This window comes from Neobacillus oceani (assembly GCF_046237595.1).
GTDB classification, from domain to species: Bacteria; Bacillota; Bacilli; order Bacillales; family Cytobacillaceae; genus Bacillus_D; species Bacillus_D oceani.
In genome coordinates this window covers 3,552,365-3,575,911 of the sequence record NZ_CP143543.1, presented here as the reverse complement: position 1 = coordinate 3,575,911, position 23,547 = coordinate 3,552,365, and the positions used below count along the sequence as shown (strand labels likewise).

20 protein-coding genes and 1 pseudogene are annotated in these 23,547 nt (G+C 44.0%); 16 read left to right on the top strand and 5 right to left on the bottom strand.

Annotated elements, in window-relative coordinates; all coding sequences use genetic code 11:
- The first annotated feature begins 195 nt into the window (after positions 1-195).
- The 12 genes from V1499_RS18140 (at position 196) to V1499_RS18085 (ending at position 15,319) form a co-directional block, all read left to right on the top strand.
- Entirely contained in the window at positions 196-1,545 is a 1,350-nt protein-coding gene (locus V1499_RS18140) for an IS1182 family transposase (protein ID WP_409271377.1), read from the top strand.
- Positions 1,546-2,063: 518 nt separating this feature from the next.
- On the top strand, positions 2,064-3,035 hold the full coding sequence (locus tag V1499_RS18135; RefSeq protein WP_409271375.1) for an ABC transporter ATP-binding protein: 972 nt from the start codon (positions 2,064-2,066) through the stop codon (positions 3,033-3,035).
- Between the two features lie 13 nt (positions 3,036-3,048).
- The gene (locus V1499_RS18130; protein ID WP_409271374.1) at positions 3,049-4,050 is read left to right on the top strand and encodes an ABC transporter ATP-binding protein; all 1,002 of its coding nucleotides are present in this window, start codon (positions 3,049-3,051) and stop codon (positions 4,048-4,050) included.
- 110 nt (positions 4,051-4,160) lie between these two features.
- Positions 4,161-5,906: a peptide-binding protein gene (locus V1499_RS18125; RefSeq protein ID WP_409271372.1), complete on the top strand. Its 1,746-nt coding sequence runs from the start codon at positions 4,161-4,163 to the stop codon at positions 5,904-5,906.
- A gap of 149 nt (positions 5,907-6,055) precedes the next feature.
- Positions 6,056-7,021 (top strand): ABC transporter permease, encoded by a 966-nt coding sequence (locus tag V1499_RS18120; protein ID WP_409271370.1) that lies wholly within the window; start codon positions 6,056-6,058, stop codon positions 7,019-7,021.
- A 10-nt stretch (positions 7,022-7,031) separates the two neighbouring features.
- Positions 7,032-7,952 carry an oligopeptide ABC transporter permease gene (gene opp4C, locus V1499_RS18115; RefSeq protein WP_409271368.1) on the top strand — a complete coding sequence of 307 codons (921 nt, stop codon included), beginning with the start codon at positions 7,032-7,034 and terminating at the stop codon, positions 7,950-7,952.
- A gap of 319 nt (positions 7,953-8,271) precedes the next feature.
- Positions 8,272-9,558: a glycosyl hydrolase family 18 protein gene (locus tag V1499_RS18110; protein ID WP_409271366.1), complete on the top strand. Its 1,287-nt coding sequence runs from the start codon at positions 8,272-8,274 to the stop codon at positions 9,556-9,558.
- A gap of 914 nt (positions 9,559-10,472) precedes the next feature.
- Positions 10,473-11,000, top strand: coding sequence for a competence protein ComK (locus V1499_RS18105; RefSeq protein ID WP_409271364.1), 528 nt, complete (start codon positions 10,473-10,475; stop codon positions 10,998-11,000).
- A gap of 276 nt (positions 11,001-11,276) precedes the next feature.
- The gene (locus V1499_RS18100) at positions 11,277-11,714 is read left to right on the top strand and encodes a hypothetical protein (protein ID WP_409271362.1); all 438 of its coding nucleotides are present in this window, start codon (positions 11,277-11,279) and stop codon (positions 11,712-11,714) included.
- 74 nt (positions 11,715-11,788) lie between these two features.
- A complete protein-coding gene (locus V1499_RS18095; RefSeq protein ID WP_409271361.1) occupies positions 11,789-13,006 on the top strand; it encodes a hypothetical protein in 1,218 nt (405 codons plus the stop codon).
- A gap of 111 nt (positions 13,007-13,117) precedes the next feature.
- Positions 13,118-14,014 carry an HNH endonuclease gene (locus V1499_RS18090; RefSeq protein ID WP_409271359.1) on the top strand — a complete coding sequence of 299 codons (897 nt, stop codon included), beginning with the start codon at positions 13,118-13,120 and terminating at the stop codon, positions 14,012-14,014.
- A gap of 441 nt (positions 14,015-14,455) precedes the next feature.
- Positions 14,456-15,319, top strand: coding sequence for an ROK family protein (locus V1499_RS18085; RefSeq protein WP_409271357.1), 864 nt, complete (start codon positions 14,456-14,458; stop codon positions 15,317-15,319).
- Positions 15,320-15,418: 99 nt separating this feature from the next.
- Here the strand turns inward: V1499_RS18085 and V1499_RS18080 are convergent, their stop codons facing one another.
- From V1499_RS18080 to V1499_RS18065, 4 genes are all read right to left on the bottom strand, one after another.
- Complete coding sequence (locus tag V1499_RS18080) at positions 15,419-15,859, bottom strand: GNAT family N-acetyltransferase (RefSeq protein WP_409271355.1); 441 nt, start codon at positions 15,857-15,859, stop codon at positions 15,419-15,421.
- A 70-nt stretch (positions 15,860-15,929) separates the two neighbouring features.
- Positions 15,930-16,514 (bottom strand): hypothetical protein, encoded by a 585-nt coding sequence (locus tag V1499_RS18075; RefSeq protein ID WP_409271353.1) that lies wholly within the window; start codon positions 16,512-16,514, stop codon positions 15,930-15,932.
- Between the two features lie 79 nt (positions 16,515-16,593).
- The gene (locus V1499_RS18070) at positions 16,594-17,097 is read right to left on the bottom strand and encodes a DinB family protein (RefSeq protein WP_409271351.1); all 504 of its coding nucleotides are present in this window, start codon (positions 17,095-17,097) and stop codon (positions 16,594-16,596) included.
- 121 nt (positions 17,098-17,218) lie between these two features.
- On the bottom strand, positions 17,219-17,605 hold the full coding sequence (locus V1499_RS18065; protein ID WP_409271349.1) for a hypothetical protein: 387 nt from the start codon (positions 17,603-17,605) through the stop codon (positions 17,219-17,221).
- Positions 17,606-17,854: 249 nt separating this feature from the next.
- On the opposite strand from V1499_RS18065, the gene V1499_RS18060 reads away from it, so the two are divergent.
- The 3 genes and pseudogenes from V1499_RS18060 to V1499_RS18050 all read left to right on the top strand — a co-directional run bounded on the left by V1499_RS18060 (position 17,855) and on the right by V1499_RS18050 (position 20,142).
- Positions 17,855-18,898, top strand: coding sequence for an NERD domain-containing protein (locus V1499_RS18060; protein WP_409271347.1), 1,044 nt, complete (start codon positions 17,855-17,857; stop codon positions 18,896-18,898).
- Between the two features lie 32 nt (positions 18,899-18,930).
- A pseudogene (locus V1499_RS18055) lies at positions 18,931-19,074 on the top strand (FCD domain-containing protein); the annotation flags it as partial.
- A gap of 276 nt (positions 19,075-19,350) precedes the next feature.
- Positions 19,351-20,142, top strand: a complete 792-nt coding sequence (locus tag V1499_RS18050) for a hypothetical protein (RefSeq protein ID WP_409271345.1) — start codon at positions 19,351-19,353, stop codon at positions 20,140-20,142.
- A gap of 261 nt (positions 20,143-20,403) precedes the next feature.
- Here the strand turns inward: V1499_RS18050 and V1499_RS18045 are convergent, their stop codons facing one another.
- Positions 20,404-21,474: a hypothetical protein gene (locus tag V1499_RS18045; RefSeq protein WP_409271344.1), complete on the bottom strand. Its 1,071-nt coding sequence runs from the start codon at positions 21,472-21,474 to the stop codon at positions 20,404-20,406.
- A 473-nt stretch (positions 21,475-21,947) separates the two neighbouring features.
- Here V1499_RS18045 and V1499_RS18040 point away from each other — a divergent pair, with 473 nt between their 5' ends.
- Positions 21,948-23,336, top strand: a complete 1,389-nt coding sequence (locus V1499_RS18040) for a M28 family peptidase (RefSeq protein ID WP_409271342.1) — start codon at positions 21,948-21,950, stop codon at positions 23,334-23,336.
- Positions 23,337-23,547 lie beyond the last annotated feature (211 nt).

Sequence of the window (23,547 nt, the reverse complement as noted above, 5' to 3'; positions counted from 1 at the left end):
ATAAGTTGAAACAACAGTGCGTCTAGATTTCCACTCCGGGTGGACGCTTTCCGCGGGCGGGGCCGAGCCGCTTCCCTCGCTACGCTCAGTCCAGGGTCTCGACTATCCCGCTACTCCCGCAGGAGTCGCCACCCTCCGTTCCAATCAACGAATATTCTCTTTATATAAAGAACACTATGTATGAGGTGACCTGCGATGATGACTAAAAATCAAGCTAATGAACGTGAACAATTTGAAATGCTGACCATTGATCAATTAGTTCCTGAAAATCATTTGGTACGCAAGCTGGAATCGGCCATTGATTTTTCATTCATCTATCCCATGGTAGAACACTTGTATTCCGGGCTTGGTAGGCCCAGTATTGATCCGGTCGTTCTCTTTAAAATAACTTTCATACAATACATATTTGGCATACGCTCTATGCGCCAAACTATTAAAGAGATTGAGACCAACATGGCATATCGCTGGTTTTTAGGATTTGGTTTCTACACTGAAGTTCCTCACTTTTCTACCTTCGGTAAAAATTACGAGCGCCGTTTTTATGATTCCGATGTGTTTGAACAGATCTTCTATCGAATCTTGAAGGAGATTATGGATAAAGGGCTGTTGTCTCCTGAACATGTATTTGTGGATTCCACACATGTAAAAGCAAGTGCCAATAAACGCAAGTACGACAAGAAACTCGTTCGAAAGGAAACCCGCGCCTATGAAGAAAAGCTGCAATTGGAGCTTAATTTAGATCGTGAGAAACACGGTAAAAAGCCATTTCCTCCCGAGAAGTTTGAAAAAGAGGAGTGGAAGGAAATCAAGGAAAGTACGACGGATCCTGAAAGTGGCTATTATGTAAAGGATGAGCGAACGAAACAGTTTGCCTATTCGTTTCATGCCGCCACGGATGAAAAAGGATTTGTGTTGGGGACAATCGTCACTCCGGGCAACATACATGACAGCCATATCCTGCAGCCACTTGTCGAGAAGATCATTGAAAAGGTAAAGAAGCCACTTGCTGTCGCAGCCGATGCAGCCTATAAAACTCCCGCAATCGCGAATTTTCTATTGGAAAATCAGATGTTGCCTGTCCTTCCTTACACCCGTCCAAAAACGAAAGATGGGTTCTTCCGAAAGCATGACTATGTTTATGATGAGTACTACAATTGCTATCTCTGCCCCGAAGGGCAGGAATTAAAGTACACGACAACCACGAAGGAAGGGTACCGCCAGTATAAATCAGACCCAGCTATTTGCGCTTCCTGCCCAGTCTTATCAAAGTGTACCGAAAGTAAAAACCATCAAAAGCTCATTCAGCGCCATATTTGGGAGCCCTACCTGGAAGAGGCTGAACATTTACGACACACGGATGAGATTAAACAGATATACGCCAAACGAAAAGAAACAATTGAACGTGTCTTTGCAGACGCGAAAGAAAAGCATGGTATGCGATGGACAACCTTACGAGGCCTTAAAAAATTGTCCATGCAGGCGATGCTTACTTTTGCTGCAATGAATTTGAAGAAACTGGCCAATTGGACATGGCAAGTTGCATAAGAGTACTCGAAGAGTAAGGTGCTGGGGGTAATTATCTTCGGATTAACCTTAAAAATTTCCACAAAACTGACAAAAGGCCGCGAGAGGGTGCCCCCTCGCGGCCTTTTGTCGACAATCTGGAGGAAGCAGGGAAGCCTGCTTCCTTTTTTGCGTTTATGGAGCCGATGAAGGTTCTTTACCATTAGTGCTGTTTATAAAATTTAATTCTTTTGTATGAAGGTTAAAACAAGCAAAATGCGTGTGGTTTTATGTTGCTCCATTGATGAATATCCACAAAAAAATCAGGTGGCTTACAAGAAATTTAATAAAATTTTAACACAAAATTCGTAAAATTGTTTATATTGTGATAATTTAGTAATACAATTATGATAATTTATTATTCAGAAAATTAGGATTATTTATTAAAACACTTAAAAACAACGACTCTTTTTTTGAAAATTTATTAGGTATTTCATGCAGGAGGGCACTATTTTCGGAGGGTACCTAACTATTACTTACCTAAAGTCGGGGTGAAGCGAATGGCTGAACATGCATTATTAGAGGTGAAAAATTTAAAGACTTATTTTTATTTAGAAGACAAAAGGATAGCAAAAGCAGTAGATGGTGTTGATTTTTCGATCGCACCAGGAGAAACAGTTGCTCTTGTTGGTGAGTCGGGGAGTGGAAAAAGTATCACCTCCTTATCGATTATGAAGCTAATAGGAAAACCGGGAAAGATTGAAGATGGAATGATCCATTTTTCCGGTAAGGATTTGGTTAAGCTTTCGGATAAACAAATGGCAACGGTTCGCGGAAGGGAAATCGGGATGATTTTCCAAGAACCCATGACAGCGTTAAATCCCGTATTTACAATTGGCAATCAAATCATGGAAACGATCATGAAACATAAAAAAATCTCTAAGCGGCAGGCATATATAAAAGCGGTGGAACTTCTCAAAATCGTGGGATTCCCGAGGGCTGAAGAAACGATGAACGAATATCCTCACCAGTTATCCGGAGGGATGAGGCAAAGGGCCATGATTGCCATTGCTATCTCATGTGACCCGAAATTACTCATTGCAGATGAACCGACTACGGCTCTTGATGTGACAATCCAAGCGCAAATCCTCGATTTATTGGATGAAATGAAGCGGAAATTCAATATGTCTGTATTGCTGATTACGCATGATTTAGGAGTTGTCGCAGAGTATGCCGATCGAGTTATGGTCATGTACGGGGGGCAGATTGTCGAGGAAACAACGGTTGATGAGCTGTTTTTAAAACCAAAACATCCTTACACAATTGGATTGCTGGATAGCTTGCCAAGCCTTGAAAAAGAGGTTGAGCGGCTTGGGGCGATCAGGGGCACCGTCCCGCCTTCGCACAGCTTTCCAGTTGGGTGCCGATTTGCCGACCGTTGTCCGCACACAATGACAAAATGCAGTGAACGCAATCCTGAGTTAGTGAGTGTGGAATCTGGACATAACGTCCGTTGCTATCTTTACGAATAAGGGGGTTGAAGCGGTGTCTGTGATTGAGAAAGCAGAAATAAAGACTGATCAAGATTATATATTGCAAGCCAAAAATATTAAAAAGTACTTTCCAATTAAGGGTGGCGTTTTGAGGAAAACAGTAGGACATGTAAAGGCAGTAGATGATGTCTCTTTGGATGTCCTGCGCGGTGAAACGCTTGGGGTAGTTGGAGAATCCGGCTCAGGAAAGTCAACCTTAGGCCGAGTTCTTTTAAGGCTGCTTGCTCCAACAGAAGGACAAATCCTTTTTGAAAATCAGGATATTTCAACGCTTGGAAATAGACAGCTTCGTCCAATCCGCCGTGATATGCAAATTGTTTTCCAGGATCCCTACGCCTCTTTAAATTCTAAAATGAGTGTACAAGAACTAATTGAAGAGCCGCTAATCGTTCAAACAAAATTATCAAGAGCCGAACGACGGGACAAAGCGATCGATCTATTAGAAAAAGTCGGTTTGCGACCGGATGACCGCTTAAAATATCCACATGAGTTTTCCGGTGGCCAGCGCCAAAGAATTAGCATTGCACGGGCATTGTCTCTTAATCCAAAATTTGTGATTTGTGATGAGCCCGTTTCTGCCCTTGATGTTTCCATCCAGGCCCAGGTACTAAACTTAATGGCCGACCTGCAAGATGAGTTTAATTTAACCTATTTGTTTATTGCCCATGATTTAAGTGTCGTAAAGCATATTAGTGACAGGGTTGCGGTTATGTATTTAGGCCGTATCGCGGAAATTGCACCTAAGAAATCCCTCTATGAAAACCCACTTCATCCCTATACAGAAGCATTATTATCCTCAGTTCCATCTACAGATGTCCGGCATAAAAGACAAAAAATAATTTTAAAAGGAGACTTGCCAAGTCCTTCTAACCCGCCTACCGGCTGTGCATTCCGAACTAGGTGCCCAAAAGCTCATGAACGCTGTGAACTGGTTCGTCCGGAGTTAACTGAGGTTGGAAATGGTCATTATGTCGCCTGTCATTTGTACGAATAAAATTTTGGAATAGTGTTTTGAAGATTGCAGTTCTTTATAGGGGGTGGTGCTCCTAAATAGTGCTTCCGTTCTATCAGGATTTTTTTGAAAAAATTAAAGGGGTGATTGGATTGAAAAGACGGAAAAGTTGGTTGCTTTTGCTAAGTTTTATTCTAGTGTTGGGAGTTCTTGCTGCTTGTTCAGGGAAAAAGCCGGCATCTGGCGAGGATGACAAGTCAAAGGGCGAACCGAAAAAAGGCGGGACGATTACTGGGGTTATGGATACCGCGCCAACCGGTTTATTTAACCCTATTTTCTACACAGAAGCGTATGAAAGTAATATCCTTTCCTTTACACATGAAGGTTTGCTTTCTCAAGATGAAAATCTTGGATTCATTCCAAACCTGGCAAAGGAGTGGGAATTCAACGATGATCAGACGGAAGTTACATTTAAGTTGGAAGAAGGGGTAAAGTGGCACGATGGTGAACCATTCACGGCTAATGACGTCGTGTTCACGTATAAGACACTTGCCAGCCCTGGCTACGTAGAAGCAGGTGGCGTGCGTGTAAACTACGTTGAAAGATTATTGGGCTACGAGGAATTCTCGACGGGTAAAACTCAGGAATTCCAAGGTGTGGTGGCAGGTGATGAACATACTGTAACATTTAAATTTGCCCAGCCGAACGTGATGGCCCTTCCGGATGCAGCTTTTCCAATTATTCCTGAGCACGTTTTCAAAGATATCCCAATTGCGGACATTCCACAAGCTCCAGCCTCACGTAATCCAAATGAGGTTGTTGGCACCGGTCCATTCAAATTTACCGAAATGGTTGAAGGGGAGCAATATGTACTTTCAAAGCATGCTGACTACTGGAAAGGGGAGCCTAAACTAGATCGTGTCGTTTGGAAAATTGTTGACCAAGCGATTATCCTGGGATTACTGGAAAAAGGTGAAATTGATTTTGTAGCCGATCCGAACGGAGTACAGCCAGCCGACTATGAAACAGTAGCTGATATGGAACATGTAAAATTGATTGAACAGCCGGATTTTGGATATCAAATTATGGGAATGATGATGAACCACCGCGCAAAGGGTGATACGTCAGTAAATCCGTCAAAATGGACTGAAAATAAGAAGCTGTCGAATAAGCAAGTCCGTCAAGCAATTGCTTATGCTGTAGATCGTAAAGGTATCATCGATGGTTTACTTTACGGACGCGGTTCTGTACAAAATTCACCAATTGCCACTCAATTCTGGGCCTATGACGGGGAAGCTCCAAACCAATATAAATATGATCCGGAAAAAGCGAAAGAATTACTTGATGGAGCAGGATATGTCGATAAAGACGGAGATGGCTTCCGTGAAGATCCACAAGGGAATAAATGGGTTCTTAATATGAACTACCCAACTGGCAATCAAATTCGTGAGCGTTCTGCCCCAATTATTGTGGAGTTCCTGGAGGAAGTAGGTATCGATATCGAACTTCGCCAGCCTAAGGAAACAGCGGCTTACTTTGAGGACCTTGAAAATAATAGCCAGGACTGGGATCTTTACCTGATGGGCTGGAGCTTGAGCAGCACGGATCCGGATCCGAGCGGATTGTGGGCTTCAACTTCTGGTTACAATTATCAGCGCTGGATCAATCCGGACTCTGATAAGTTATTAAAAGAAGCGGTTAGGCCTCCAGATGCGTTTGAGCAGGATTACCGCAAGAAAGTATACAGTGACTGGCAAGTATTATTCGGAGAAGATATGCCATCTCTCATCCTGTATGCACAAAACAGCATCTGGGCACATAATAAGCGCGTGCAAGGCATCAGCGTATTGCCATCTACATTCATAAATGACCCTCATTTATGGTATGTAACAAAGTAAGGGGATAGACAGGAAGAGCGTTCGGGCTAACGCCGAACGCTTTTCTATTCAATAAGTAGAAGTACGGACTTTTGGGCTTTCGTTTTCATGATGAGTGCGCCGAAGCTGGACAATTTTAATGCAATACCCAATAGAATGGAGGGGGAATAGTGTACAAATACATCATCCGACGAATTCTTATATTTATCCCGATGCTCATCGCCCTGACCATTATTGTATTTGGACTAATAAAGGCCGCGCCAGGTGATCCGCTTACAGGCAGGTTAATGAATCCTGACATAGACCCGGAAGTGTTTGAAAGGCAAAGGGAAGCGTTGGGTTTAAATGATCCGATACCGGTCCAATATTTCAATTGGTTGACAAACGTCGTTCAGGGGGATTTTGGAGAGTCGTTTATTTATAGAGGGCGAGATGTATCGACATTAATCGGGGATCGACTCGCGAATACGTTTTACCTCGGTATTTTTACTCTTTTTATTACAATTATCGTTTCAATACCGATTGGCATATATTCTGCGCGGAATCCATATTCGCCATTTGACTATGCAGCGACCACCTTTGGATTTTTTGGCCTGGCAGTTCCCAACTTCTTCTTTGGGCTAGTGGCTATTTATCTATTTTCTATAAAACTCGGTTGGCTTCCTTCACATGGATCGGTTTCACAGCCTGGCTTGGAGGGCTTCGAGTTATTCAAAGATAAACTGAGCCATTTAATTTTGCCAGGATTAACGCTTGGGTTGGCTGGAACTGCTTCATATATGCGCTTTATGCGTTCTGAAGTACTTGATGTTTTATCAAGTGATTATATTCGAACAGCAAGAGCAAAGGGAATGACCGAGCAAAATGTCCTATACAAACATACCCTCCGCAATGCTTTAATCCCAATCATAACCCTATTAGGCTTTGAAATTGGGGCTTTATTGAGCGGGGCTGTTATTACTGAGGGAGTATTTCAATACCAGGGTATAGGTACTTTATTTATTAATTCAATTGGAAACCGTGATTACCCGGTTATTATGGCTATTAATCTCCTGCTTGGGTGTACAATATTAATAGGAAATTTATTGGCCGACATTTTTTATAGTATTGTAGATCCACGAATCCGCTACGATTGAGGTGATAACGTTGCAACCGAATACTGAGGAAACTTTGGAAACTCCCTTAACCGATGTACCGAAAACAGTGGAATCAGGGAAAAGCCCTTTTAAAATTGCCTTACGGCGTTTTATGAAAAATAAGCTTGCCGTAGCAGGGGTGATTATCCTTTTTCTAATCGTAGTGGCCGTATCTGCAGCACCCCATTTAACCGACCATAGCCCAACAAAATCGAATTTATTATTGATTGAAAGACCGCCAAGTGCCGACCACCCATTAGGGAATGATAGTTCCGGCCGAGATATTTTATCCAGATTATTATATGGCGGCCGAATCTCTCTTATAGTTGGATTTAGTGCGATGATTTTTACACTTATTATCGGTGTAACGTTAGGATCGATTGCGGGATACTATGGGGGTAAAGTAGATGCTGTCATCATGCGATTTACAGACATGATGCTAATGTTGCCGTTCCTTGTTCTATGTTTAACCATTGTTGCACTACTTGAAAAGGTAACAATCGGGATATTTGTTACAATCATTGCTCTCACGGCATGGCCGAATCTAACGAGGATTATTCGGGGAACCTTCCTTTCTCTAAGGGAACAGGAATTTGTGCTCGGAGCGAGGGCAATTGGCGCCAGTGATATGAGAATCATTTTAAGGCATTTTATCCCTAATGCGATTGGGCCGATTGTGGTAAATGCAACGTTAATGATGGCAACTTACATCATCATTGAATCAGGTTTAAGCTTTATTGGTTTTGGGATACCTCAGCCAACACCTACTTGGGGGAATATGATTTCCGAAGCACAAAGCTTACGTATTTTACGTAATAGCCCAGGTGCATGGATACCGCCCGGTTTGTTAATTCTGTTAACGGTTTTATGCATTAATTTTATTGGTGATGGGCTCCGCGATGCTCTTGACCCGAAAAGTAATAAGAGATAACAAAAGATGGTGCCGTAATGCACCATCTTTTTCTGTCATTGTATTCAAATCAATCAGGATGCAGGGACCGATGCTGGTGCTTCCAACTACTAAGAGAATGGCCCCTTGCACATAAATCCCAAAGAATTCCCCAAAAGCCGATGAGTAAGAAATCGCCCAAATTCGTTTTAGATGTCACTTTTCTCTGAAAAAGTAAAGCAGAGGACACCTAGTGCTTCACTTTGGTTTCAGATTCTGTAACGCGATGAATCAGTGGACCCATTCCCCGCTTCATATGGGCGGGGCTTCATTCATATGATTATATGAGGGGGGTAAGGGGATGAGTGTGCATGTGGTGGTTGCTGGCGAGAGGTTGTGGCAGATTTCGAAGCTGTATGGGGTTCCGATTGAGTCGATTGTTCGTGTGAATGGGTTGGCATCTGCGTCGGTGATTGTGCCGGGGCTTGCTCTTTATATTCCGGGTGATGGCCTTTCGTCCCGGGTTTATCAGGTTAAGGCGGGGGATGCTCTTTGGAAAATTGCGCAGCGCTTCCGCACGTCGACTTCATCAATTGCCGGGGCGAATCCCGGCCTTGATATCCATCGGCTACGAATTGGCCAGGTTCTTGTTGTCCCCTCCCCGATCAAGTTGGCGATGCGGACGGTGGGTTTCCTTGTTCCTTCTGGAAGCGCGGCGGATTTGAGTGTTATCGATTCGCTGGCCAATCAGTTAACGTATGTGGCGGTTGTGAACTACTCGTTTACGGCGCAGGGTTATGCTTATGCAGAGAGGGACGACTCCGCGATTGTTGCAAGGTGCAAACAGGTAAACATTGTCCCGTTGTTGATGATCCGGAATGTGACGTCGAGCGGGTTCAGTGCGGAGCTGGCGGGAAGTGTGCTTGCAAATCCAACGTTTCGGGAACACTTGGCGGCGAGTATCGCCAATCTGGCAGTGAGCCGCGGGTTCGGGGGGGTGAGCCTTGATCTGGAATTCATTCCTCCGGCAAGGCGAAATGATTTTTCCTTGTTCCTACGGGATTTGAAGCGGAGATTGGGGAATCTTCTTTTGCATGTGAATGTGCATGCGAAGACAGAGGATCTGCCCACGAATCGGATTGTCGGGGCATATGACTATGCGGCGATTGGGGAAATTGCCGATTTGATGGCGGTGATGACGATTGATTATGGCTATCCCGGCGGCCCGCCCGATCCGGTTTCTCCAATTAATTGGGTGGAGCAAGTGGTCAGGTATGCCGTTTCGTTAGTGAATCCGCTGAAACTGATGATGGCGATAGCGCTGTATGGCTACGACAAGGTGGTGTCCACAAATGCGGCGAAGGGATTGTCGGTCCTGGCCGCGCAAAATCAGGCGATATCGTTGGGAAGGCCGATCCAATTTGATTCGACCGCCCAATCGCCGTGGTACCGGTATTGGAGCGGGACGGATGAGCATATTGTTTGGTTCGAGGACATTCGCAGCTTTATTAAAAAATACCAACTTATCGACCAATATAACCTCGCGGGGACGACTTACTGGCAAATCAGCCTTCCCGCTCCGCAAAATTGGGCTTATGTATCAAGTGAGATTGATATAGTAAAGCAGAGGTCGGGAGGCGTTACTTGAGGGCGGAATGTAGAGGGTGGGGATTCGGCGGTTCTCCTCGCTTTTTGTTTTTGGGTGCCATAGAGGAGCGTGCTGTCCGGGTTTTTTCGATCGACCTATTTGGGGACAGGGACATTTGCGCTATGCGTTGGGTGCTTTTTTTGTGGTGGCGGCAGGGTGCGTTGGCCCCTTTTTCCAAAAAAAGAAAGTAACAGAATGAACATTTTGTGAAGTTGCCATGAATTCGTAAAAATTTTTGTTTTGTTCTTTAAAAATAATAATTTGTGCTTTTAAAGAGATTGTGGCGGAATTTGGGGGTGTGGCGAGGGTTGGATTCCGTGTTTATTGTGCTTTTTGAATGAATTAGGTAATAGTATACAGATATAATGGATTTTTGGCAATAGTTGGTTGTAAATGAAGGTTAAGCCTTTATGATTGGGTGGTCCAATTAAAGGAAAATAAGGAAAAAATGGGATTTACTTGTCAATTTTTTTCGCCCATAATAAGGGGAAGGAGGGGTGCATAGCGGCTATCCTTCCGTTCCATAAAGGAAGCGATGACTTTACATGCTGAGGCCGATTGCATCTTTGAACGATGAACTGTACGACTCCGATCCACAGACACCAGGCGCAGGTTACATCACACATACTAGACATCATGAAACGGCATGATCGTTCCTTTTCCTTTTTGGATAATGGGGCAATGCGTTGGGTTCATGATGTTTTTTGCCTTTTCGAGAAAATGTATTGATGTGGGGTTGTGGTGTTTTAGGTGCAAGTGGTAGCGGAATTTAGAACAAAACCCCGGGAGTGTGTCCTGGAAGACGGTCCCGGGGAGTTGCGCTGTTGGGTATACCAACTATTAGTTAGTATACCCCTTTTGGAAAATAATGCAACAAAAAGGGGGATTTTAAAATAGTTATCTGGCCGAGGTATATGATTAATGAAAGTACTGTTGGGCTTCGCGAAGGGTTTTATGGGGACGGGGATAGAGGGACGTGTGTGATTCATGGGGAGAAGCAGTTGATGGTCGGCCAGCCGCCGCGGGATATTATTGATTTAACGTTGGTGAGCTTGGGATTTTGCCGGGATGGGGCGATTTCGGGGTCAAGGCAGCTGTTGGGAAAGGGTTGCAAGATGCTGCCGCTTACGATTAATGCGCCACTGGGGATTTTCCTGCTTCCGACGAGGGCGTATGACCGGCCTGATTGTTTCTGGCTGTCGCTGATGCATATTCAAGAGACCGAGCGGCTGAATAAAGATGGAACACGGGTTTTTACAAATTTCGGCCATAAGATTGATTTGGAGATTAAGCAGAGCTTGTTTATTAGGAAAATGGATAAGGCGCGGCGGCTCCGGGAGCTGGTCACCCGGAACGCGCAGCAGTCCTTCTGTTTCTCGCGTGAGCAGAAGGAGGGGTTAACGATTGTAGAGAAAAAAGGGGAGTATCGGGTGGAGGAATGAGGGGAGGAAGGATCTCGGGTAGGTCTCTCACATGCGTTTGGGGCGATTTTCTTCCTATTAATATATTTTTTTGGCATCATGGGGTCGGTCGTTCACGATATACCAGCCTGATGCATGATAGTTTGCGCCTCTGTTATGGCCGTTTCCGCGGTCATAACGGTGGCGTTTTTTCTTGATGTTATTGGATTAATTGTAAAATTAAGGTTGAATAGTATTGGCGAAAATGGTAGAAATAAAACTATAATAAAAATTTTCTAAATCTTTTTGGAGGCTTTCATGGGTAAATTCATAAATAAAGTTCCTGGATTCAGAACCGGGGTTATTTGGAAAAGGATTGTTGCTTGTGTTGGGTATCCCATCATGGTCCTTTTTAGTGGAATTTTTATTTTTTTTACAGGAGATGGAACGCTATCAACGAGTAAACAAGATGTATATATCAATTATTTAAGTGGGTTTGTCCTAACTCTTTTTGTTTTTGTCATACCTTTTATCCTTTTGACCAATTTAGGTGGAATTCATAGAAAGCTGCCATTATTACGAAGTTCTAGCCGGGTCCATAAATTAATCGGCATTCCTATCTATTTATCATTTTGGGTTACTGCCTTTACCTTAACACTTGGGCAAGTGGATGCCTTTCATACCGAAGACTATAAGAAAAAGTATGAAGAAAAAACAAAGCTTGAAGCGGTCAAAAAAGAAGGAGAGAAAAAATAGAAACTAGCTGATATTGATGAAGTTCAATCGGAGTGGAAACTTGGTTGGATAATTTATTGAGAGGAAATGAAATCATGAAAAGGAAGTTCCTTATTTTTTCATTAGGCTTTGTGTTATTATTCTCGATTTCCACTCCAACATTGGGGGCATCGAAACTATCAAAAGCACAGCTGGAAGCTAAAGTGGCGCAGCTGACAAAACAAGTAAAGTCATTAACCGACCAAGTAAAATCTTTAAACAGCCAGGTAAAAACGTTAATCGACAAGGGAAAAGCGAAAGACAAAGAAATCGCTGGTTTAAAATCAAGCAATTCAGCAAAAGACAAAACAATCTCGAGCCAGAAGACGCAGCTTGGCAAAAAGGACAATGAGGTTAAATCTTTAAAAAGTCAAATCACTAATCAACAGAAAGACCTCGAGGAAGCTAGCAAAATCATAGATGATCAAAAAGACTTAATCAAACAGCTGCAGGATGAACTTAAAAAAACACAGCTTAAAAACGCTAAAGTGGTTTACACCGACTATGACACGAAGAATATGTCGGATAGCGGCGGCCAAATGAAGTGGTATGGATTTAAAACGAAATTTGCCACGTTATACTTCACAGAACAATCCTACACAAAATACTCTTACCTCGTTGATATTTCAGATGATCTCTTGAAAGATGCCGCTTCTTACTATGGATTTAACAACACAACAAACATTTCAGCATTTATTGTATACAATGAGCCAATCATCATGATTAGAAATGGTCCTGGTGAATATCAAAGCCAGACCAAAACGGTTTTGGTTTACGGCTCACTAGCTTACCCTGATTCGTATGGGCATTATGATGAATCGGTTCCAGTCATTTATGCCCACGAAATGGCCCATGCATTTGATGATGCATCCATTCGATTGGCTTATAGCGTCAGCCCGGGTACGAAGATACGGTGGTTATCAGAAGGCATGGCGACTTATATTAGCCGAAACCTGATTGATTACTCTAAATATGCGATTCCGAAAGAACACATACCATTACTTAGCGATGATTTTAACTTCAGGATAAACGAAGCAATTAAGGAAGGGGCTTCTAATTTGGGTTCGTTGGATTCCATCCCAGGCGATAACCATAGACACTATGGAATCTATCAATCTCTTATCCATTACGTAGAAAAGACTTATGGCCATCAAAAGCTATTGAATTTCATGCAGGAATTGAAGTCCAAAGATATGAATTCCGCCATGCAAACCATTTTTGGGGTAAGCGAGGAACAATTCATGCTAGGTTGGAAAAAATACTATAATCTCTAGACTGCATTTGGATCATTATCAATCAAATAGTTTTTTTAGATAATGAAAATCACCTGGAAGTTTCTTGAAAAAAGGAATTGTTTTGTAGAATTATTCAGGGGAGGCTCGGATGTGAAGGTTTTTCGGAATGTTGGCAAGGGCGTGGGAACTGTAGGCGGCAAAGTGCTTGGCGGGACGATCCGGGTTGCGGGGGTGGTTGTCGGGACAAAGTGGAAGGGTGCCGGCGAGTGGATTGAGGAAGTTGGCGATGGAGTCGAATCGGCCTCCAAGATTGCTTTGGACAATGCCGGGCAATTTGTGGACGGGGCCATTCAAGGTGCATACGGAGCGATAAAACAGGATGAGTATTATAAGCAACGGGGAATAAACGACCTCAAAGATTCGACTGGACGAACAATCAAAGGGATTGGTTCTACGTTAAAGTATACCGTTAATAACGTTGGCACTACATATAAGGGTTTTACAAGTGGAAATAGAGAAGAAGCTATAAAAGGGCTGAAAAATCTCGGCAAAGTGGCCGCTGTTACAACCTTTGCGATTGGCATAGTCGATATTGTTGATGGGGCGGATATCATTGAAGCGGAGGAGCTTGAGACGAGGAATGACCATTTAAATGGCTATGAGCATCCGGATACGGGTGTGCCTTTTGTGGAAAAAGCTGTGGATTTGCCGAATGGAAGGGTTGTCGAGGGCGTATTTCCGGTATTTGATAGTAACTTCAATGTCCTGCTGGCAGAAGATTTGTACACCGAAAGCGACGAGCTTCATTTTAAAATTGCAAATGAAACGTTGTATCAAGCAATATCCGATGATCCATCTCTTGCAAGCAAAATGGGTCTCTCCCAAGCGGATGTTCAAAGCCTTGCGAACGGACAAACACCAGAAGGTTTTACATGGCATCATAGTGAGGAACCAGGATTATTGCAATTGGTGGATGAAGATACTCATGAGCAAACAGCTCATACTGGGGGCCGTGCGATTTGGGGCGGCGGCAGTGAGTATCGGTAAAATTATGACGCAGTGAAGCAGGGACGGACCTAGTGCTTCATTATGGAAAGTAGATGCTGGGGAAGTTAGGCATCAAACTTTGCGAGGGTTTATACATGAGTTAAAGGAAGCTTCCTTAAAACCGTCGACGCGGTTATTAGGAAGCTTCTTCTTCTGTTCTAGTAGGGTGCTAACTTCGAATGGAATTTGTTGAGAAAAGCTTACGGTAGAGAAGAAGGCAATTGATTTAGAACCCCTCGGGTTTAGCCTGAGGAGTATAAGTGAAAGAATAAAAGAGATGCGGAATTAAGCACCGATATAATAAGTGTTTGGTATGATTGAACCTGTGGGGGTGGCTTTTTCTACTGCCTACATGGTTTTTTTAAAAGAGAAAGGCAGGGGCAGGTGATCTCCATCCACCATTCCCCTGCCAGTAAGGTACTATCGTTTGGAGGTGTTCGCATGTTAGGTGCGATTGAAGCTGGGGGAACGAAATTTGTTTGCGCGGTTGGCGATGAAAATGGGGCGATTTCGGAACGGATTCAACTACCGACAACAACCCCTGGGGAAACCATGCCCCAAGTGCTTGAGTTTTTTAAAATGCATGATGTAGAGGCAATAGGAATCGGTTCATTCGGCCCTATCGATGTTACGCGGGAGAGCCCGAGTTATGGCTGCATAACGTCTACTCCGAAGACAGCCTGGAAGGATTATCCCTTTGTAAAAACACTGGCGGATGCTTTTGGAATTCCAATTGGCTTCAATACGGATGTAAATGTTGCCGCGCTTGGTGAAGCAACCCTCGGAGCGGCAAAAGGTTTGGACAGCTGCCTGTATATTACGGTCGGAACCGGGATTGGCGCTGGCGCAGTAGTCCATGGAAAGCTCCTTCAAGGTCTTTCGCATCCTGAAATGGGCCATCTGTATGTTAGAAAAAGCCCCGATGATTCCTATGTTGGCAATTGCCCGTACCATCAGGACTGCCTTGAAGGCTTGGCGGCTGGTCCTGCGATTGAGGGGCGCTGGCAAGAAAAAGGCGTGAATCTCGTTGGCCGTGAAGAGGTTTGGGACCTTGAGGGATACTATCTTGCGCAAGCCATTTATACGTATATACTCACTTTGTCTCCAAAGAAAATCATTCTTGGCGGAGGCGTGATGAAGCAAAAAGCAGTTTTTGCTTCTATTTATAAGTACTTGCCGGAGCTTATGCAAGGGTATGTTGCTTTGCCCGAGCTTTCGGATTATATTGTCAGCCCCGGCCTCGGAGACAATGCGGGAATCACAGGCGCCCTTATCCTCGCGAAGCAAGCCTTGGAGGGATTGTGAGGCAGGGAGGACGAGTTAAGCAGGGGACGTTCCCGCCAAACCAAAATGTGTGCACCCCTATGGCATGGGCCAATTTTTCCAAAAAGGGAATTAGCTGTCTTAAAGGTCCTTTTCGAGGATGATTTTGTGGCGGCCGTTTTTGTCGGTATAGGTTTTGATGATGTTGAAGCCGCTTTTGATGTTGAGGATTAGCATGCCGCGCCATTTGTTCATGGTTTTGGTTTGGACGGACGTGTAGCCGTTTTGTTTGAGATAGTGGTGCTGCTGGTACATGAGGGTTGAGGCGATTCCGTGGTTCCTGTGTGCGGGGTGGACGCCGCCCAGCCAGCTGTAAAATTTGGTTTCGTCGAGTTCGAAACCGATTTTGTAACCGACGAGTTTTTGGCCATCCAGTGCGAGGTTAAAGAGTAGTTTCGGCATGCCGTGCATTTTGGTCAGCAGGTCGTCTCTGCCTCCGAAGATGGTGTTGTGGAGGTGTTGGATGCCATCCAATATGGCAGGTTCAGGGATATTGTTGGTTGTGAGATAGGTAAGGTTCAAGGTTATTCCCCCTCCAAGGTTTTTTACAAAAAGACAGCCCCCACTGTAGGTGTGAAGGCCAAATTGTACTTCAATTCAAGTTATTATATGAATTGATTCTCCAAACAGGCTGCTCGATCGTTTGTATGTAATAACCTAACAACTCGGTTACATGGCCGTTAGCCCAACTTAAATCCTTTCGTGATAGCCAGGTGTATTCTCCTTGTTCATAAATGGCTTCTTGGATAAAAGCTAAGTAATACTGGCAATTGGGATAGCGGGAAGTTTTAATATAGTTTTTTACCTTCTCAATATCTTCTTTAAAAGGGCCGTCATTCCAATGATTCTTAAACTTCATTTCCACAATTGCGAGGATATCAATAATAGAATCTTGAAGATGATTATATTGTCCAGGATTGTCATCAAGTTTTACAATGGCCAAATCAGCTCGTATCCCATCCATATAGAATTCCGTATAAATTCGGATGTTATTTTCTATTAAAAATTGATCCGACAGTTTATTTCTTAGATGGTGGTAAAAGGCATTCTTCAAGCTATCCTCTTTTAGTAAACTGAAATTACAATAGTCCGAATAGAGTTCTAGAGACCAAATCTCCTTGATAGCTTGATCAATAATTTTCGAAATTTCAATGGCGCTATACGATTTAGTTTGCATGAAGCCAACTCCCATTTTCAAGTTAAAAGAGCCAGCCTCCACGTCGATGTGAAGGCTGGTTTTGTTGTCCGCATACAGTTTACAGAGCTGGGGGTTCCATGCCGAATTCCTGCCACTCCTCGCGGGAAGGGCCGTAGACGCCTGGGACGCGGAGACCGGCTTGGCGCATGAGGATGGTCATTTGCCCGCGGTGGTGGATTTGGTGGCTGTTCAAAATGGACAGGGTCAGTCCGTTTGGCCATTGTTCCCCGTACATATCTTTGACTTCTTTTAATGTTTCGTCGGTCCATTGTTCCTGGAGTGCCGCAACCATTGCGCTGCTTGCCTGGCGGTAGCCGTCTGCGATTTCCTTTGCGGTTGCAGGTACCTTGCTTTCGTGCTCAGGGGCTTCGAACTCAAGGCCGGTGCGGGACATCATTTCGTGCACGGACGTAACGATGTGCCAGGCGAGTTGGCCTAGCGTCCTGTGGTCCTGGGCGACTTGCTGGTTCAGCGATTCATCCGTGAGTGCGTCCATGATTTTTTGCGTGGACTGGCCTTCGTGCTTCCAAGTCTGTACAAATTCCTCAATTGTACGAAACATATGTATTCCTCCTCGTTTTTGGTTTCTATTTAATGATTCGCCTTATGGCGGAAAAATCCTTTGAGAGAAAAGCGATTCTTTTGTCGAAGAGGAAGGCTAAGGCAGGGACGTACCTAATGCTTCACTGTTTAGTTCCAAAATATTTATTGATGTCAATGCTGCTGTTGATGTAGTATTCCTCAGTTAATACGTTGCCTGTATCGATAAAGAGGCCCAATGCCAGTTTTTTCTCGTTTTTTTCGAAAAGAAGCATGCCGTCCGGCCCTTTTTCAAACTCAATTTCACGTGCATTTTTTCGGTTGCCTTCATTAATTAAATCAGTTAGTTCTTTTATTTTCTTTTTATCCGTAAGCGTGGCGATTTTTTCGTGTTTATTATCGGCAGTTATTTTAAATAACGTGACGCGGTCGTAATCCTGTTCAACTATTTTAGGAGCAGAGCATGAAGCGAGCAATGCCCCGGCTAAAAGCATAAGTGCTAAAAGGTATGGGTGTTTTTTCAATGCCATGTGTTTTCCCCCTTGATTATCCTTATAATCAATTGACGAAGCCATTAAATAGTTGGTTTCGTTAAAGGTTTAAATTGAAGGACCGGATTTTTCCCTTGCTTCTCTCCTATGAGGAGAGCGGCCGAAATAATTTATTATCAAAGTTGCGGATTCGCTTACTGGTTTTATTTGGTACAATGTAGTTGGCGTGGAAGTATTTCGGGATGGGATTTACATACAAAATTAGGATTCATTGAAGGGATGTTTAGGATGTCTTTTCTTAAGAAAACTATTAATATATTGACCATGAAACGGGATATTAAGGAACCCATTGTTTGTAAAGATTTTAATGAAAGAGAGGAGTTATTTCGCCGTTTGGAGATGCTGGCGAATAGCAGTGACCCGACAATAAACTCCAAGAAAGCAACGAATGATCTAAAGTTATTTTCGATTGGCCAGGCCGGAGAAAAGAGTGTCTTTTTTGAGTTGAAAAATTCACTACTTCCTATTCTGATTCTGCATGATGTAAATATTGAATATGAAGATTACAGCGCGCAAATTGACTTTGTTGTGATTACCCACAAATTTATTCTTATTTTGGAAGTCAAAAAGTTGTTTGGAAACGTGAGAGTGACAGAAAAAGGAGAGTTTCAGCGGGTTATAACAAAAGGCAACCGGACTGTTAGCACGGAGGGAATGTACAGTCCACTAAATCAAGCTGAACGGCAAGCGGCCATACTTGAGAAATATCTTAAATCACAAAAACTAATTAATAATTGTCCAATACGATTTGCTGTAACCTTTGCTAATCCAAAAACGATTCTGGATATTTCTAAAAAGGCACCTGCTGCGGTTCAAACGAATGTAATCCGCCATGATCAAATTAAAACCTTTCTTAAGGAAGAGTTGGAAAAAGAGTCCCCAGTATTTATGCTGGATGATGTAATTTATAACCTGGCAGACTTTCTTTTGAAAAACAGCAATAAGAAGCCATTTGATGTCGATGTTTATAAGCTTGCTGAGTCCATTTCGGCTGAAATCCCTGCATTTGAGCCGGAACCAGTGAAGGAACTGGAAGATATAGCTACAATTGAAGCGCGATTAAAAGAATTCCGCTTAAGGCGGTCTAGAGAAATGAATATCAAGCCGTTCCATATTTTTACGAATAAAACACTAGAAGCCTTGCTTAATAGCCGGCCAACAACAATACAAGAACTATTACTCATCGAAGGGATTGGTCCGAAGAAAGCCGAGGACTTTGGACCGGATATACTGGTGATATTAAATGGGGTATATACCCCAGTGAAACAGTGAACTGAGTGAAACGGGGGGGATCTACCGTTTAATTCCACAAGCGCCCATTCCTCATCGATGAACATCAATACATTTACGAAGCCGTCCTCAACCGCCAAGCCGATGAAGCCGAACGCCTCATGAAAGAACATCTCCAATCCGACCTCGACTTCTGCCTCCACGTCCTGGCACAGTGAAGCAGTAGGGAAAATGCGAACAGTGCCACAGGCACCACCCGATTTTCTTGTTTCAAAGAGTGTTTCACGGGGGAGTGGAAGAGGGTTAAGAAAGTGGCATTCTTTTGTTCTTTACTGTGAATTGACTTTAATAAAAAAGGAGCTGCTCCATTTGATTTTTTACGAAAAATCTGAGGGAGCTTTTTTTATAAAAACAGTTATTATTGGAAGGAATCTGAAAATTTTAAGGAAATATATTATGTAATGGAGTTTTCAAAATGCGCATGGGGTGTTGGAATGTTTATTAGAAAGAGATTATTATTTCTGTATTTTGCTTTAGCGGCGCTTTTGGTTCTGGCTATGATCGTGGCGGGTAATCCCGTATTCAGTAAGGATAAAGAAATCAAGCTAGAGTTTGCGGACAATTTCATCAGCTATGTAATCGATGATGAAAATGGTGCAGTATTGAATCTTTTTGCGGTCCAAGATGTATGGAATAAGAATGTAGCTTTGGAAAACTTGATAACCTCCGTCCAGTTTGAGAATCCGAATATTGAAGTTGTGGACTTCAAAGTGGATTCCGGGATGGTCCACCAGGGCTATAAATTGGTCAATTTCCAGGTGACGGCGCGGGTTTTGACCGGCGAACTTGAGAGAGAAAATAAACTGAAGATTTGGTACGGCGATGAGAAGACGGCTACTTATAGATTTGGGGAATTGGTCGTCCAAAACGGGGCTGGCTTTGAGAAGGGGCATTTTGAACCAGCCAGAAGTTATACAGCATCAGTTCCGTCGTTAGGTTTGGATATGCGGATTAAAAATACGTCCGGGCAGGAAGCAGATGGATTGGAGATTGAAGATTTATCAGGTGACATTTCGCATCAATTTGAGGATGATTTTAAAATTGGCCCGCGTGAAGTTGGGCATATTGAGGTTGATGGCTTTGGAGAGACGGAGTACGACTTTGCGATGATTACCCCGATTTTCTCGTACAGCTTGGCAGGGGAGGAATACCGCTATAACATGCCAGGCGTGTTGTATGGAATGACGCTCTCGGATGAGGACAAAATTGAGAAGATAATAGAATAGAGAAGGAGGCCTGCGATGTGTGTGCTTGAGTCGCGGGCCTTCATTTTTGAGGCGAACAGTTTATTTTGTTTCACTAAGTGTAAAGGGATGGGTTCAGGGCTACCCTCGTATTAAGCGAAGGTTTTGGTAGCTTGGGTGAAAAGAAGAAAAGCTACGCCCGCCTACCTTCCCAGTACAAAAAATTGAAGCAGGAGAAACCCCCCTGCTCCAATCAATTGATAGAAAAGTGAAGAAGGAGATACGAACCCTGCTTCAACTATGTTATTGTGTTTGAGCTCGCGGCATATAGACGTAGACGACGAGGCTATCGCCGGATACGAATGTTTTAATGTATGAGGTTGAGTATCCTGTATCAGGTCTCCCTATCGCGTATTCGAGGTACTTCATGCTTGAAAAGGCAATATCGGCTCCCCAGACGACGGCAATGCTTTTTTTGAACATAGTATAGTAGTGGCCGTTCCAGTTGTCTGATCTTAGCTGCCAATAGGTTCCGCGGTTCAAGAGGCCGATTGACATGCCGCCATAGGTGTAAACTGCTGTTGTGTCAGAGTTGAATTTAAAGCCCATCTTTTGAAAGTCCTGCTTGTATTTGTCGATGTTGGGAGGTAGCTGGTTTTCTCCGGTTTGAAGCTTGTGCAACAACAGCAGCCGGATGTTTGTATCGGCTACTTTTTTGATTTTTTCCTCAACGGGAGCTTGTAGTTCGGGAGTCCGCCTTTCCACGGCAATTGTCCTGAATTGATCGATCGCCATTTTTGCTGTGATCGCGTTACTTGCCGCATTGCGCGCGCTTTCTGCAGGAAGTTTGTACTCCTTCAGGATGGCTTCCCTCGTTGTGCTTCCATAAACTTTGTAAAGCTGGTTGGCAGTATGTTTGATTCTGTATGTTAGGTCATGATACGCCTTTTCGGTTTCATCGGTAGACGGATTGGCGTTATAGGAGCTTGTGAACAGATCCGCCTGAGCCTTTAATTTTTTGCCGGAGCTGATGGCGTCAATGTATGCTATGGCACGGGTATAATGAATCTCCGCCTGGTCACGGAGTTTGGCCTCAAGTTGGGTTCTTTGAGCCGTAGGTAACGTGCTGAACTCGGATTTAGCCTTTAGGATATTGTCTTTAGTAGCGTTAAAAACCTTCATATCCGGGTAGGAAACGTCCTTTTTGTATTCAATGGAAATTTGCCATTTGAGCGCGCCAGCCCAGTAAATTGCCTGGTTGACGTATTTTTCTGCATTCGTAGTGGCAGCTTCCGTTTTCACAGTGTGGATGGGTGAAAGAATAATTGTCCCCGTAAGGACGGCTGCAATCGCCAAGTTTGCTAGTTTCTTCATAATTCCTCCAAAGTTTTTAAAAGTATCCTTAAAATTCCTGCAACATTACTATCCTATTAAAATTATGCACACTTTTCCATGTAGAGATTGTGGAAGGTAAGGGAAAAATAGGAAGACGCGAAATGTGATTCACTGGCACCACCTGAAAAATCTTGTTTCACATGGTATTTCACGGTGATGGAGGCAACGGAATATGGGTTCACCCGGATATAAATAGAAAAATAATGTAAGAAAAATAAAGTAGGAGATAGTCTTCTGTTCCAATTTGTATTTTGTGGATATTTTTTAGTTAGTAGTGTTTAGCAAGTAAGTCCTATTGGTAAACAAAGTATTTTGAATATTTAGTAATTTAGCAACTTGTTAGGGTTTCGGTTTGTGAAATACGATTGAGGTGTTAAAAATAGTGGCTTACTAGTATTATCAGGTGCAGGAAATTTTAATAGGCTGGTAGGCCGAAACAAGGGAGGGTTTTTATGTCGTATGGTAAAAGAGGGCTGAAAGTTGCTTCGTCGCTGTTGGCGTTGTCGATGGTGTTCGGTTCGTGGGGAGTTAAAGCATCAGAAGCGATTCCCGGTAAATCGGGGTATTCACAGGATCAGAAGGTTGTGGCCCGGGTCGATGCGGAGCGGGCAATTGAGCATGTTCGCTATCTGTCAGAGGAAATCGGGCCGCGTCCAGGAGGGCTTGAAGCCGAGAAGAAGTCTGCCAAGTACATTGGTGATGTGTTGAAGGGCTATGGGTACGATGTTGAGTACCAATACTTCCCGGTTGCAGACCAGTACATAGCGACTGTTTCGTTCGAGGACGGAAAATCGTGGCAGATGGGTGCCGCGCCTAACGGAAAAATCGACAAGGATGGGGTTACGGGGGAAGTTCTTTTCGTAAATGGCGGGAAGAACCTGAGCGACTTCCCGGCTGATACTGCCGGAAAAATTGTCGTGATGGCAAGGGAAGCGACGACTGCTAATTACCGCACTCAGGTGAACAATGCGATTAGCAAGGGCGCATCGGCCGTCATCCTGCAAAGCCTTGTCGGCAGCCGTGGGAACTATGGACAGGCGTTCAATCCAAGCCTCGCTGCCAAAGTGGATGTCCCGGTATTTGGGGCGGCTTTCATCCAGGGAGAGTGGCTGAAGGAACAAGCAGCGAAAGGGACTGTTAAAGTGACCCTGGCCGCGGAGCATTTTTCCAACCTGCAGTCAGTGAATGTGATTGCGACAAAAGCTCCAAAGGTAAAAAATAAGAATACTAAGCAAGTGATTCTCAGTGCGCACCATGATAGTGTTGTCGGGGCGCCGGGTGCGAATGATAATGCTTCCGGGGTTGGGCTGATGCTTGAGCTTGCCAGGGTTTTCAAAGGGTACAACACGGATAAGGAAATGAAGTTTATTGCGTTTGGTTCCGAGGAGCGCGGTTTGCTTGGGGCTTTCCATTATGTGAACCAGCTGTCCGAGGAGGAGAAGGCGAATATTGAGGGAGTTTTCAACGCCGACATGGTTGCCACAAATTACGATAAGGCGAAGAATTTGTATGCGATGACTGTAGACGGCAGCAAGAATCTTGTGACGGATTCGGTTGAAGCCGCGGGTGCGCGTTTGGGGAACTCGGATATCCTGCCGGGAACATTCGGGTCGAGTGACCACGTGCCGTTCCACCGCGCGGGTATACCGGCTGCGCTGTTTATCTGGATGGGCATCGACAGTTGGGACCCGCTTGTGTACCACATCGAAAAAGTCTACCATACGCCACAGGATACAATTGAAGACAACATTTCGGCTGAGCGCATGAAATCCGCGCTTGATATCATCGGGGCCGGGTTGTTTGATGTCGTTCGGAAAGACGTGCCTGCGTTGATTAAATAAAAAGAAGTGGAGAGAAAGCCGCGGGAGTGCGGCTTTCTTTTTGTGGGGTTGGAGAAATGCGAACAGTGCCTGTCACTCCCCGAATTTTCTTGTTTCACGGGGGGGGGGTTCACTGCTGGCCCTTGTCGTACTGCCTATGTTTCAGCAAGGCAGAGAAATTGTCCCTTGCCTCCTGTTTTACCAATTTTATGCCCTTTCCTCTATCACGAAG